Here is a 13744-nt window from a genome sequence, read left to right on the forward strand (position 1 = left end):
GGTGTTGACCAGATGTACGTCGACCGGCGCGTGCAGTGTGCACTCGGCTGTCGGCGGCCAGTACACGCCGCACAAGATCGGAAGGTCTGCATTGAGTACCCCCAAGGTTCACGATCTCATCATCGTCGGTTCGGGACCGGCCGGTTATACCGCCGGTGTCTACGCGGCCCGCGCAGAGCTGGAACCGATCCTGTTCGAGGGAACCCAGTTCGGTGGAGCACTCATGACGACCACCGAGGTCGAGAACTTCCCCGGGTTCCGTGAGGGCATCATGGGCCCCGATCTGATGGAGCAGATGCGCGAGCAGGCGAAGCGATTCGGTGCCGACATCCGCACCGAGGACGTCGAAGAGCTCGATCTGACCGGTCCGATCAAGACCGTCTCCGCGGGCGGCGAGACCTACCAGGCTCGCGCGATCATCCTCGCAATGGGCGCAGCAGCCCGCTACCTATCGATTCCGGGTGAGGAAAAGCTTCTCGGCCGCGGCGTCAGCGCCTGCGCCACCTGCGACGGCTTCTTCTTCCGCGACCAGGACATTGCCGTCATCGGTGGTGGCGACTCGGCGATGGAGGAGGCAACCTTCCTCACCCGGTTCGCTCGTAGCGTCACGATCGTGCACCGGCGCAGCGAGTTCCGGGCGTCGCGCATCATGCTCGAGCGTGCCAAGAACAACGAGAAGATCCGCTTCCTCACCGACACCAAGGTCCTCGAAGTCCTCGGCGACACCAGCGTCACCGGCATCTCGCTCGAGCACGCCGAGACCGGAGAGAAGTCGACCCTCGACGTCACCGGAATGTTCGTCGCCATCGGCCACGATCCCCGTAACGAGCTGGTCAAGGGTCAGGTCGAACTCGACGACGCCGGCTACGTCAAGGTCGCGTCCCCTTCGTCGGCCACCTCGGTGGAGGGCGTCTTCGCCGCGGGAGACCTCGTCGATCACGTCTACCAGCAGGCGATCACCGCTGCCGGTACCGGATGTACCGCCTCGATCGACGCCGAACGCTGGCTGGCCGAGCAGGGCGACATCACCAGCAACACGCTCGAACACGCCGACCAGCCGGTCGACGCAGTCAACGCCTGACCGGCCCCGTTCACACACCGCTTCCTACATCGAGGAGATAGAAATGTCCGACGACAAGAGCACAGTCACCATCACCGACGCGTCGTTCGCCGACGACGTGCTGACCAGCGAGAAGCCCGTCCTCGTCGACTTCTGGGCAACCTGGTGCGGCCCGTGCAAGATGGTCGCTCCGGTTCTCGAGGAGATCGCCGCTGAGCACAAGGACAAGCTGACGATCGCCAAGCTCGACATCGACGCCAACCCGCAGGCCGCCCGCGACTTCAAGGTCATGTCGATTCCGACGCTCATCCTGTTCCAGGGTGGCAAGCCGGTCAAGCAAATCGTCGGCGCCAAGGGCAAGGCCGCGCTGCTCAAAGACCTCGAAGGCGTTATCTGATTCACCTCCGAATCGTGTGGATTGCAGCGGAAGGCAGTCTTTCTGCGACAATCATCTGATGTGCCGATGCCCAGCGTCGGCACATCAGCCGCATCGGGATGCGGTGTAGTCAGAACGATCTGGAGGCGTTTCGAGGATGCAGGAACTCAGTCACGGCGATTCCGGACCCGCCGTCGCCGAGGTCCGCGGCACCCTGTCGGCTCTCGGCTTCCTCCATGAGGCCGTGGTTCCGCCCGGTCCCATGGACGACGGTCACTGGACAGCTCCCGGTTCCGTCTTCGACGGCGCCCTCGGTGGGGCCGTACGCGCATTTCAGCAGCACCGTGGTCTGCTGGTCGACGGTGTCGTCGGCCCCGCCACGTATCGCGCGTTGAAAGAAGCGTCGTACCATCTCGGCGCACGAACCCTCATCTACCAGTTGTCCGCTCCGCTGTACGGAGACGACGTCGCCTCACTGCAGACGCGACTGCAGGACCTCGGTTTCTACAACGAACGCGTCGACGGCTTCTTCGGCCCTCGCACCCACGAGGGCTTGTCCTCGTTCCAGCGTGAAATCGGACTTTCCCCGGATGGCATCTGCGGACCGGCAACGTTGCGTTCGCTCGATCTCCTGGGAACGCGTGTCACCGGTGGATCACCGCATGCCATGAGCGAAGAAGAGCTCGTCCGAAAGTCGGGACCGCAGCTGACCGGCAAGCGCATCGTCATCGATCCCGACCTCGGCGGTGCCGATACGGGACGCATCGTCGACGGAGCACTGGGTCGAGTCTCCGAATCGGAAATTCTGTGGGACCTGGCCAGTCGCCTCGAAGGCCGAATGGCTGCGACCGGAATGGATACGTTCCTCTCCCGCGCCCGTGGCACCAATCCCTCTGTGGCCGATCGCGCCGAGACGGCCAATGCCTGGGGCGCCGATCTGATGATCTCCCTCCGGTGTGCCTCGAGCACCAGCCCGGCGGCCAACGGCGTCGCCAGTTTCCACTTCGGCAATTCGCACGGTTCGACGTCCATGATCGGTCAGGTGCTCACCAGCTACGTGCAGCGCGAAATTGTCGCTCGTACACCGCTTCTCGATTGCCGCAGCCACGGCCGAACGTGGGATCTGTTGCGCCTGACCAACATGCCGACCATTCAGATCGACGTCGGATACCTCACCAACGAATCCGACGTCGAGGTGCTGAGCGACCCGCGGTTCCGCGACATCATCGCCGAGGCAATTCTGATCGCCGTGAAACGGCTGTACCTACTGGGTCAGGACGATCAGCCGACCGGAACCTTCACGTTCGCCGAATTGCTCGCCGAGGAACTCGCCGCCGCCGATCGTCCCTGATCTCCCAGTCGCCCTGATCTCCCAGTCGCCCTGATCTCCAGGCCGAGAATCAGCGGGCTCCGACGGTCGACTTCTGTTCGATGTCGACGACGGAGATGCTCGCTGCAATGAGCAACTGTTCCAGCGCAGATTCGACGTCCTGCTTCCATCCGTGATCCCGGTCCAGCTCGAGTCGTAGTCTGGGGAATCTGTGGTGAGGTGCAATCACTTCGAAGCCGACCTTCTCGAGAAAGTCGGCTTCGATCATGCACGTCGACGCCGAACATGTCAGATGTGCCGTCGCATTCGGAACCACCGGCGCTGCGTCGTCGGCGTTGTGCCGAATGCCGAATGCCTCCAGGGCGCGAACACCTCGATTGACGAGATCTCCCACCACCGCCTGAATCAGCGTGGCCGAGTGCAGATCGGCATCATCCGGAGAATCGATTCGTAGTTGCGTCAGCAGAACCGCGTCGTGACTGACGGGTGATGTCGGAAACGTACTCGCCCGCGGAACGGCCCGGGGTGGGCAATAGAGTGCGCAGCCGATCGTCTTGCCGTCGACGGACAACAGCTGCCCACATGATCCCCACTCGAGCATGATGGTCGACAACCACACTTCGTTCTCGAACTCGAGGTCGACCGACGAATCCTCCGATGCCGGATCGAGCACCCAGAAGCTACAGCGCCGCGAATGCGACGGCAGATGCTCGAACGAACCGAGAGTCACTCCGGTCACCATCGCCGACACCGCTTACCTCAGCCTTCGTGCATTCGTTCCAACGGGAAAATTCTGTCTCGGAGCCGATCCGTACCTCGACAAGAATAGGCGATCCGATCGTCGACCCTCTCGCGCGGACCGTTTCCCTGAAATATGTTGCATGACAATGTTTTTCAACATCAATCGTGACTTTCGAGACCGTAGATTATGGAGCTACGTCACAGTGACGTTTCGCCCGCGTACGTCTGGTCCTGAAAAAACGCCGCTACTTTTTCTTCTGCGCTTCCATCATCTCGACGATCCTTTCGAGGTCGTCCACCGACCCGAACTCGACCACAATCTTGCCTTTTCGCTTGCCCAAACTGACTGTCACCCGCGTATCGAAGGAATCGGAGAGCCTGTCGGCGACGTCCTGAAGCCCGGGCATCTGAATCGGCTTACGTCGAGGTGCCGGTTCCGGGCTCGTTCCATCTTCCCGATTGGCCAGGGTGACGGCTTCCTCGGTCGCGCGGACGGACAGTCCTTCGGCAACGATCCGCGCAGCCAACGACTCCTGTGCATCGGAACCTGCGTCCAACGACAGCAGCGCACGAGCGTGCCCGGCCGACAGAACCCCAGCCGCCACTCGACGTTGGACCGGAATCGGTAGCTTCAACAGTCGAATCATGTTGGTCACGACCGGACGTGAACGCCCGATTTTTGCGGCCAATTCCTCGTGGGTCACATCGAATTCTTCGAGCAGTTGCTGATACGCCGCCGCCTCTTCGAGCGGATTGAGCTGTACCCGATGGATGTTTTCGAGCAACGCGTCGCGCAGCATTGCGTCGTCTGCCGTCTCGCGCACGATCGCGGGGATCGTCTCGAGGCCGGCTTCCTGGCTCGCACGCCACCGACGCTCGCCCATGACGAGCTGATATTTTGCGTCTCCGGCGGCGGCGGTACCCGAAACCAGTCGAACCACGATGGGCTGCATGAGCCCGAATTCGCGGATCGAGTGCACCAGTTCGCCGAGAGATTCATCGTCGAAGACGTGTCTCGGCTGCTTCGGATTGGCTTCGATTCGATCCGGTGCGATCTCGCGATACACGGCGCCAACGGGGGAGAGGTCGTCCCCGTTGAGCACAGGCGGCGTCGGGGTGGGAGCCGTAGCGGTTTCCGTTGCGTCGTCGGCCGACGGCGTGCGCTTCGGCTTCGTGGACGTATCCGGCTTGTCCTTGGCATTGCGATCCGCGCCGATGATCACGTCTGCGGCTGCGCTGCCGAGGCGCGGCCCGGCATCCGGACCCGTGGGAATGAGCGAGGCCAGGCCTCGGCCGAGGCCACCTTTACGCGTTTGGCTCATCTACTTACTTCTTTCGTGCTTCGTCGATGCCGGCCGACCGCGCGGCGAGTTCTCGTCCGGCGTCCAGGTAACTCATCGCACCTCGTGAACCGGGGTCGTAATCGAGCACCGTCATGCCGTAACCGGGTGCCTCGGATACCTTCACGCTCCGAGGAATGACGGCCCTCAGGACGGCGTCCCCGAAGTGCTTGCGGACCTCTTCCGCGACCTGGTCCGCCAACTTCGTACGGCCGTCGTACATCGTCAGGATCACCGTGGAAACGTGGAGTTCGGGGTTCAGATGCGACTGCACCAGCTCGATATTGCGCAGGAGTTGTCCCACTCCTTCGAGTGCGTAGTACTCGCATTGGATCGGAATGAGTACCTCGGTCGCTGCAACGAGCGCGTTGACCGTCAGCAGGCCGAGTGACGGAGGGCAGTCGATCAGGATGAAGTCCGCATCGATTCCGCCGAGCTCTTCGACCGACAAGGCTGTCTTCAGTCGGCCTTCACGGGCAACCATCGACACCAACTCGATCTCTGCTCCAGCAAGATCGATCGTGGCCGGAATGCAGAACAGTCGCTCGCTGTGCGGGCTCTGCTGCACCGCATCCTTGGCGCTGACTTCACCGATGAGCACCTCGTAACTCGACGGCACACCGGAGTGGTGCTCGACGCCCAGAGCGGTGCTGGCGTTGCCCTGGGGGTCGAGATCGACCACCAGGACCGTCAGGCCCTGAAGGGCGAGCGCGGCAGCCAGGTTCACTGCGGTGGTGGTCTTGCCAACGCCGCCCTTCTGATTGGCGATCGTCAGCATGCGCCGCTTCGCCGGCTTCGGGAGCGACACCGATCCCGGGTGCAGAACCTGACTGGCTCGATGTGCCGCGGCACCGATCGGAGTGTCGTCGGGCGAGATCGCGTTGGTGTACTCGAAGTCCGAGCTCTTCTTCACCGCCGGTGCCGACTCGGACGAGTTGGACGCGTTCTTCTTGGATGCTGTTTCACGTGAAACAGCGGAATCGGACCCACCCGACATATGTGCTCCTTAGTGCGGAACTGACTGTGTTCAATACGATCGATAACGACTAGCGCGGGACTGACGAGTCCGCAACCGAAGGTCAGTGACGACCCGGTCTCCGAGGCTGACGGACCGCTCTGACGACGATGGTTGGAGTAGGCAGTAGGCCAACTCCGCACTCCACTACCTCCAGCTTGCCAGCACCCATCCGTGTGAGGGAAGCCCGGTCTCGCTCGATCTCTTCACCGGCGCTCGATCCCTTCAGAGCAAGCATCCGACCGTGATCGTGAACAAGAGGAAGCGACCATTTGGCCAGCTTCTCCAACGGGGCCACTGCCCGTGACGTCACCACATCGGCGCCGCCCGCCTCCTTCTTCACGCCGGGCTGTTCAGCGCGACCGCGTACAACCAGGACGTTCAGATCGTGCTCCTCGATGAACTCTGCGAGGTACACGGTGCGGCGAAGAAGCGGCTCCACAAGAGTGACCCGTAGGTCCGGCCTCGCGATTGCCAACGGGATTCCGGGGAGTCCCGCGCCGCTGCCGATGTCCACGACGGTCTCGCCTTCGTCTATGAGTTCGCCGATCGCCGCGCAGTTGAGGATGTGACGTTCCCAGAGTCGTGGAACCTCTCGAGGTCCGATGAGCCCGCGCTCGACGCCCGCAGTCGCCAACGAGTCGTGATATCGCCGGGCCAGTTCGATTCGGTCCCCAAATACCTGCTCCGCGATTGCCATCAACTGGGTGCTATCCGAGCGTTCTTGTTCCACGTGAAACATCTTCCCGTGCCCGGGCGCGGAACGCCAAACGACATCGCTGTAAGTACGCGAATCTGCACACTGATCCGGACATCGCTCTCCTCGGAGGGCAATCCGATACTTCTGAAGCCGGGCGGCGCCATCCCGATATCTGTCCAGACCACGTACGGTTCCTGATCTCGCGGGTGGCGTCCGCCGAACTGCTTCTCTGACGATCCGAATCCCATCGGCTCCCAGTTCTCGACGACGCCGAGTGGGGTGAACCCCGGACGAGTCGCCCGAGCGAGAGCCACACGGCACGATCACCCGTCGCGAGGGTTGTCCAGTGTTGGCGGCGCTGCCAGATGTTTCACGTGAAACTACTTCCCGCCCGACAGACGCGGGGCTCTGCTGTGGCAGCTCCCGACCGATCACTACCGAAGCTCGTCAGAACCGAGCGGATCCGCTCTGGCGGGATCGCGGTCTACGCACCGACCGACACCAACCGTCGACACGTCGAGCAATCCGGTGTGGTGCCTGAGGTTCCGACCAAGTCGAGAGGTCTGCCGATTCTCGGTATCTCGATGGATCACCGACGACGATGTTCCACGTGAAACTGCTTCCCATTCGACGCGCCTGAGACGCTGCTGTTGCAGCCTTCCCTCGATTGCCGAGGCCTTTCGGTCGAGGCGAGCGGATCCAGTCCGGTGAGGACGATGTCGACAAGCCGACACACACTTCACGTTCGACACTTCGAGTGCCATCGTGCGAACACCTCAGATCCGATCAGCTCGAGAAGCCTGGCTGTATTCAGAATCGTTAGGATCGGCGGCCACGATCTCCCACGTGAAGCTGACCGATCACACCATCACCGGATCGCACCCCGCGCGAATGGGTGACACGTGCGGTCGCGTCTCGGATTCGGGGCGTGAGGCCGACGGTGAAGATCGTTGCGGTCAATTCCCCGCAGGGACTGATCATCGACCTGTCGAGTGAGCCGGGGGAGCGGTTCGCCACCGGCTCCACCTGATAGCCAACCGCGCGCGGCCGCTCGCACTTCGGTGGGCCCGACGCAATGCGTCCGTGAGGGGCAGAGAGGCAGCACCGGTCAAAGGAGACCTCGTCGTAGCAACAACGAGGATTACAGAGCAGGCCACGCTGACGGTCTGCACACTCGAAAGTCTGGTCGTTCATACCGCCGAGTGCCGCGCGCACGATTCCGCGGTATCCGAGAACCCGGCAAGCCGGAATTCACTGTTTCTTCGGATAGGTCTCTCCACCATCCCTTGACCGATGGTGGGGCAACAGATCGCGGCACCTGTCCATTCATCGCTGATCCCAACGCACCATGCCCCTGGTCAAATTCGCGGGTCCCAATTCTTATCCGACGCGAGTCTGGAGATGCCGGTCCGGCGATACCTGGAAAGCCCGGCGTCATGACTCGAACACCCGATGCCGCGAACCGCTTCATGACCGACCCGAGCGACAGTCAAGAAATTCGATTCGCAACAGCCCTACACGGAAGTCCGGTTTCACGTGAAACATCAAATGTCGCTCGTGACCGTCCCAGGCGCGTACTTCCCCCTCAGCGAGCCTCGAATTCTGAGCGCTGCGGAACCGCGGCTCTTCCCGAGTGCCTGAAGACTTCCGGCCGTTGTTTCACGTGAAACCACAACACTCGACTCGCATCAACCGCTGACAACCGAGCCCGCGTACACGCGTCACAGTGACGAAAGCGTCGCGCATACCTGGATCGAAATATTTCGACGAAAAGTTCGACCACAAACCATTCTCGAACCGTGTTGCGCGTTTGAATTACACAGATGACATTCGAGTAGAGCCTGGACACCAATGTCCACATACGACGATGGCCCCCACCGAAGTGAGGGCCATCAGATTGTGAAGCTGTAAAAATTGTGGAGCTGTTTCAACCGATTAGCGCTGCTATCCCTTGACGACAACTACCCGCCGAGACGGCTCGACTCCTGTGCTCTCGCTGGCAACGCCGTCGATCTTCGCGACTGCATCGTGCACGATCTTGCGCTCGAACGGAGTCATCGGAGTCAGCTCTTCTCGCTCACCCGATTCCAACACTCGCCGCGCGGCTTCGGCACCGAGATTGCCCAGTTCGGTACGACGCTTCGCCCGCCAGCCGGCAACGTCGAGCATCAGCTTGCTGCGCTCTCCGGTCGACTGCTGAACGGCCAACCGGGTCAGTTCCTGAAGAGCGTCGAGAACCTCACCCTTACGGCCTACGAGCTTGGCGAGATCGTCCCCACCGTCGATGCTGACGATGGCCCGGTCGCCCTCGACGTCCAGGTCGATGTCTCCGTCGAAGTCGAGAACGTCGAGAAGCTGTTCGAGGTAGTCGCCGGCGATTTCGCCTTCCTCGACCAAGTAGTCCTCGTCGTCATCGTCATCGTCATCGTCAGGCGCGGCCTTCGCGGCCTTGTCTTCGACCACCTCGGACGCGGCGGATTCCTCGATCACGGACTTCTCGTCCGCATCCGCGTCGACCGCGCTGAGCTGATCGGCCTCGACCATCACGTCATTCACTCCATCCCCGGATACCGCACCGACTGGCTTCTGTACTTCGTCGTTCTGAGCTTCTTCTACGTCCGCTGCCATGTTCGTCCTTCTCTCGACGTGTCGGTCAGCGCCGCTTGCGCTTGGTCGACTTGTTCCGGTTCGCCTGCGGTCTGGGCCTGACCGGAGTTGCCGCACCGTTGGCCGAACCCGAGGTGTCACCGCTGTCGGTCGTCGCATCGTCGTCTACCGGCGTCATCTTCGACAGCTTGGGCCGCGCACCCGGCTTCGGCTTGGTCACCGATACCGGCTTCACGCCCGGCTTCGGCGCGTTCTCGGAACGCTTCTCCACGGCAGCGACAGCCTTGGCAGCTTCTTCTTTGTCGATCTTTCCGAATACCAGGTGCTGCTGTGCGTAGGTCCAGGTGTTGTTGCTGACCCAGTACAGCAGGATCGCGATCGGTAGCAGGGCACCGAAGACCAACACGCCCAACGGGAACACGTACAGCGCAAGCTTGTTCATGATCGCGGACTGCGGATTCGCAGCTGCTGCAGCGCTCTGACGCGCCACCGATGCACGCGAGTTCATGTGGGTCATGATCGCCGCGATGATCATCAGCGGAATCGATACCGCCGCGATGACGAACGTCGACGGAATGGAGGCACCCGGTCCGACGGCGAACGCGTTGAGCTGCTCCTGCGGCATGGTGATCCATGCCGAAATCGGGGCTCCGAACAGTCGAGCGTCGAGGAACGACTGCACATCGGCCACGCTGAACGCATAGTTCGAGAGTTCGCGGTTCTCTTCCGGGCTCAGGCCGAGCTGACCGACACCGGTGCCGGTGCGGTTGAACGAACGAAGCACGTGAAACAGTCCGATGAACACCGGTGCCTGTGCCAGCACGGGTAGACAGCCCATCAGCGGGTTGAAGCCGTGTTCCTTCTGCAGTTTCTGCATCTCGACGGCCATTTTTTGTTTGTCTTTGCCGTACTTCTTCTGCAGAGCCTTGATCTGCGGCTGTAGCTCCTGCATCTGCCGCGTCGTACGAACCTGCTTGACGAAGGGCTTGTACAGAATCAAGCGCAGGGTGAAGACCAGGAAGACGACGGACAGTGCCCAGGCGAATCCATTGCTGGGATCCTGGAACACAAAGCCGAACACCTTGTGCCACACCCAGAGAATCCAGGCAACCGGATAGTAAATGAAGTCGAGCACGGCTCTATGTACTCCTCTGTTCTTCCACTCGCACGAGATCGTGGTGTTCTTCGGTTTCGGTCATCTCGGTGACGCTCGCGCGCCACTTACCGGGTTCAGGCACCGGGTTCCATCCTCCAGAGTGCCAGGGAGCACATTTGAGGAGGCGGACGACTGCCAGCAACGAGCCCTTCATCATCCCGTGCACCTCGAGCGCCTCGATGGCGTACTCACTGCAGGTGGGGGAGAAGCGACAGGTAGGAGGTCTCATCGGGGACACATAGGTTCGGTACAACCCGATGAAATACATGAGAGTTCGAGCAGGAATGGAACGAAGGTTGCCCATGAATGTCATGACGGCGGACCCTTCGGAGCTTCGAGAAGACCGAGCTTCTTCAATCCTGAACGCAGTTGAACCAGTAGATCTGCCGAGGACGCTGTCGCGGCACCCGGCAATGCGCGGATGACCACGTCGGTGGTCTCGGGGAGCTCACCGACCACGTCGGTACAGATATGCCGAAGCCGGCGCGCAACTCGATGACGAGTTACGGCCGGCCCGACTGCCTTACTGACGATCAATCCGAATCGTGGTCCCCGAACGGTCGATGCGATGTCCTGCTCGTCCCGCACAACGGCGTGAACGACCAGATCAGATCTACCCATTCGGCGTCCTCGACGCACCGCTACGGAAAAATCACGTGCTCGGTGCAGTCGATTCGGCTCAGGAAGCATCCCGAGCTCCAAGGTCCGGACGAACGAATATCAGGCTGTGAGTTCTTTACGGCCCTTGCCGCGACGTGCGGAAACGATTGCACGACCCGCACGGGTACGCATACGAAGACGGAAGCCATGAACGCGCGCGCGGCGGCGATTGTTCGGCTGGAACGTCCGCTTGCCCTTGGCCACGGTCAACACTCCTCGAGATTCGAAGACGCCGATCTGTCGGCGTCTGCTGTAAAGGTTCCAGCGAGTTCGGATGAAGTCGCTTGCCTCCCGAGCGAGAAATCCGAGTGAAGACAGACTGTGAGCAGCCAGCAAGCATCGGCCACCTCGCTATTGGGTGACTGTTCGAGAGTACTGATCGAGTCACCGGTGGTCAAACTCGCTCCGGACCGATCGGCTCGGCAGTTCATGCACAGGCACCGGAGGATTCGGCGACCGAGGGTGTGATGTGCCTCGACATCGCTCGCCGATGACCGATCGAGCCGACGCGGTTCGTCCGATCGTACGACAGACAACGACCATCGATGCAGGTCAGACTTGTGCGTGCGTGATACCACGAGCCGGGAGGAGCTCTGGGGTCACATCGGTGTCGTTTATCCACACCTGTGGATAATTGTGTGGAAACACAGATCAGGTGGCATATTCGTACCTTGCGGGGTCCACCCACGGACCCTGGTCTCAGCCGCGGCGACGCACGATCGACGACGCTATCCGACGCCGACATCGCGCGGGCAGGAAACGACGCACGAATTTCGACGCGTCGTACCCGTACGAGACCAATGCTCGGCGGTCCAACCACCGCCGAGACACCGATGCTCGACAACGGAGGGATCGACGTGAACGACGATCCGGATGCGCTCGCGCGTATCTGGCCCGAGGTGGTCGCGGAGCTCACTTCCGACCGTCACAGTGGGTCTCCCCTCACCAAGGGCCAGAAGGCCTGGCTCGCGCTGGTCAAACCGCTCACTTTGACGCAGGGGTTCGCCCTGCTGGCCGTTCCCTCGACCTTCGCTCAGGAAGCCATCGAGCGAGACCTTCGAGAGCCGATCCTGGGAGCACTGGGCCGACATCTCGGCCAGGGTGTCGAGGGGCTCGGGGTACGCATCTCCGCTCCCGAAGACGAGAAGATCGACTCCGAGCGGTCGGCCTACCCCGACGCCGTCAGCTCGCCCACCTACCGGCGCCGCGTCCTGACCAGCAGAGACGACGAGCCTTCCGACTCCGAGACCGCCGATTACGAAGAGGTGGACGACGAGCGCGAAGCGCTCGCGAGCGTGCAGAACTCGTGGCCGACGTACTTCACCAAACCCCCTGAATCGTCGCCCCCGTCGTCGGGCGCGAACAGCCTGAACTCGAAGTACACCTTCGACACGTTCGTCATCGGCGCCTCCAATCGGTTCGCTCACGCAGCTGCCGTGGCCATCGCCGAAGCACCTGCCCGCGCCTACAATCCGCTGTTCGTATGGGGTGCGTCGGGATTGGGCAAGACTCATCTCCTGCACGCGGCCGGTCACTATGCGCAGCGACTGTTCCCTGGAATGCGGGTCAAGTACGTCTCCACCGAAGAATTCACGAACGACTTCATCAACAGTCTTCGTGACGACCGGAAAGTGGCGTTCAAACGCCGCTACCGCGAGACGGATGTGCTGCTCGTCGACGACATCCAGTTCATCGAGGGCAAGGAAGGCATCCAGGAGGAGTTCTTCCACACCTTCAACACACTGCACAACGCCAACAAACAGATCGTCGTCTCGTCCGATCGGCCCCCGAAGCAGCTGGCCACCCTGGAAGAGCGGCTCCGTACCCGCTTCGAGTGGGGCCTGATCACCGATGTCCAGCCGCCCGAGCTCGAGACGCGCATCGCCATTCTGAGCAAGAAGGCTCGGATGGACCGCCTCGACGTGCCACACGACGTACTCGAACTGATCGCCAGCCGCATCGAACGAAATATCCGTGAGCTCGAAGGCGCCCTCATTCGTGTGACGGCATTCGCATCGCTCAACGGACAAGCGCTCGACCTCACACTGGCGGAGGTGGTGCTGCGCGATCTCATTCCCGATTCGTCGAGTCTCGAGATCAATGCAGCAACGATCATGGCTGTCACGGCGGAGTACTTCAACACCTCCATCGAGGACCTGTGCGGCCCGGGTAAGGCCCGAGCGCTGGCGATGGCCAGGCAGATCGCCATGTATCTCTGCCGCGAGCTCACCGACTTGTCGCTGCCCAAGATCGGCCAGACGTTCGGACGAGATCACACGACGGTCATGTACGCGGACAAGAAGATTCGCAAGGAGATGACCGAGCGCCGGAAGGTGTACGACCAGGTCCAAGAGCTCACTGCACGGATCAAGCAACGCTCGAAGCGGTAGCCCACCGGGCACAGACGAACGCAGAAGACGGCACCGAATCCCATCGCGGGTTCGGTGCCGTCGCCGATTCTCGTCCATGATCGGCGCCGATTCTCGACTCGATGTCGATCTGTTTTTCGGGCGTCGACCATTGATTCACACCTGTGGATAACCATGTGGACAACATCGAAGTTCTGGGGATGGAGTGTGGGCGCCTGTGCACCGATGGGATTCGTCCACAGGCAGCCGCGCGTCAATCGCATATTGGTCCCGAATTCATCCCCACGACACCACGCGAGGCGACCAGCAGATCCAACCGTCCGTGCACAGATTGCACAGGACCTATTAATACTTCTGTTTTCTCCTTGAAAGAACTTCTTTGAAAACAGG

Annotated in this window: 13 protein-coding genes; 4 read left to right on the forward strand and 9 right to left on the reverse strand. The window is 61.5% G+C overall.

What is annotated here, in order from left to right; translation table 11 throughout:
• Positions 1-91 precede the first annotated feature (91 nt).
• The 3 genes from trxB (at position 92) to CH294_RS09550 (ending at position 2787) form a co-directional block, all read left to right on the forward strand.
• On the forward strand, positions 92-1081 hold the full coding sequence (gene trxB, locus CH294_RS09540) for a thioredoxin-disulfide reductase (protein ID WP_032402042.1): 990 nt from the start codon (positions 92-94) through the stop codon (positions 1079-1081).
• A gap of 43 nt (positions 1082-1124) precedes the next feature.
• On the forward strand, positions 1125-1457 hold the full coding sequence (gene trxA, locus CH294_RS09545; RefSeq protein ID WP_037152116.1) for a thioredoxin: 333 nt from the start codon (positions 1125-1127) through the stop codon (positions 1455-1457).
• A gap of 136 nt (positions 1458-1593) precedes the next feature.
• The gene (locus tag CH294_RS09550; protein WP_094737765.1) at positions 1594-2787 is read left to right on the forward strand and encodes an N-acetylmuramoyl-L-alanine amidase; all 1194 of its coding nucleotides are present in this window, start codon (positions 1594-1596) and stop codon (positions 2785-2787) included.
• Between the two features lie 49 nt (positions 2788-2836).
• On the opposite strand, the gene CH294_RS09555 is transcribed toward CH294_RS09550, so the two are convergent.
• From CH294_RS09555 to rpmH, 9 genes are all read right to left on the reverse strand, one after another.
• A complete protein-coding gene (locus tag CH294_RS09555) occupies positions 2837-3517 on the reverse strand; it encodes a hypothetical protein (RefSeq protein WP_032401674.1) in 681 nt (226 codons plus the stop codon).
• A 235-nt stretch (positions 3518-3752) separates the two neighbouring features.
• A complete protein-coding gene (locus tag CH294_RS09560) occupies positions 3753-4829 on the reverse strand; it encodes a ParB/RepB/Spo0J family partition protein (RefSeq protein ID WP_032378749.1) in 1077 nt (358 codons plus the stop codon).
• A gap of 4 nt (positions 4830-4833) precedes the next feature.
• Complete coding sequence (locus tag CH294_RS09565; RefSeq protein WP_032378750.1) at positions 4834-5844, reverse strand: ParA family protein; 1011 nt, start codon at positions 5842-5844, stop codon at positions 4834-4836.
• Between the two features lie 82 nt (positions 5845-5926).
• Positions 5927-6604, reverse strand: coding sequence for a 16S rRNA (guanine(527)-N(7))-methyltransferase RsmG (gene rsmG, locus CH294_RS09570; RefSeq protein WP_037152125.1), 678 nt, complete (start codon positions 6602-6604; stop codon positions 5927-5929).
• A 1902-nt stretch (positions 6605-8506) separates the two neighbouring features.
• Entirely contained in the window at positions 8507-9190 is a 684-nt protein-coding gene (locus tag CH294_RS09585; RefSeq protein WP_249305194.1) for a R3H domain-containing nucleic acid-binding protein, read from the reverse strand.
• A 25-nt stretch (positions 9191-9215) separates the two neighbouring features.
• Complete coding sequence (gene yidC / locus CH294_RS09590) at positions 9216-10304, reverse strand: membrane protein insertase YidC (protein ID WP_032401668.1); 1089 nt, start codon at positions 10302-10304, stop codon at positions 9216-9218.
• A gap of 4 nt (positions 10305-10308) precedes the next feature.
• Positions 10309-10638 (reverse strand): membrane protein insertion efficiency factor YidD, encoded by a 330-nt coding sequence (gene yidD / locus CH294_RS09595; RefSeq protein WP_032401667.1) that lies wholly within the window; start codon positions 10636-10638, stop codon positions 10309-10311.
• The gene (rnpA, locus tag CH294_RS09600) at positions 10635-11015 is read right to left on the reverse strand and encodes a ribonuclease P protein component (protein ID WP_037174966.1); all 381 of its coding nucleotides are present in this window, start codon (positions 11013-11015) and stop codon (positions 10635-10637) included. Before rnpA ends, yidD begins: the two co-directional genes overlap by 4 nt.
• Positions 11016-11045: 30 nt before the next feature.
• Positions 11046-11189: a 50S ribosomal protein L34 gene (gene rpmH, locus CH294_RS09605; RefSeq protein WP_026347786.1), complete on the reverse strand. Its 144-nt coding sequence runs from the start codon at positions 11187-11189 to the stop codon at positions 11046-11048.
• A gap of 653 nt (positions 11190-11842) precedes the next feature.
• Between rpmH and dnaA the strand changes: the two genes are divergently transcribed.
• Positions 11843-13375, forward strand: coding sequence for a chromosomal replication initiator protein DnaA (dnaA, locus tag CH294_RS09610; RefSeq protein ID WP_032402041.1), 1533 nt, complete (start codon positions 11843-11845; stop codon positions 13373-13375).
• The last annotated feature ends 369 nt before the right edge of the window (positions 13376-13744 follow it).

The sequence above is a fragment of the Rhodococcus sp. 14-2483-1-1 genome (assembly GCF_002259335.1).
Classification (GTDB): Bacteria; Actinomycetota; Actinomycetes; order Mycobacteriales; family Mycobacteriaceae; genus Rhodococcoides.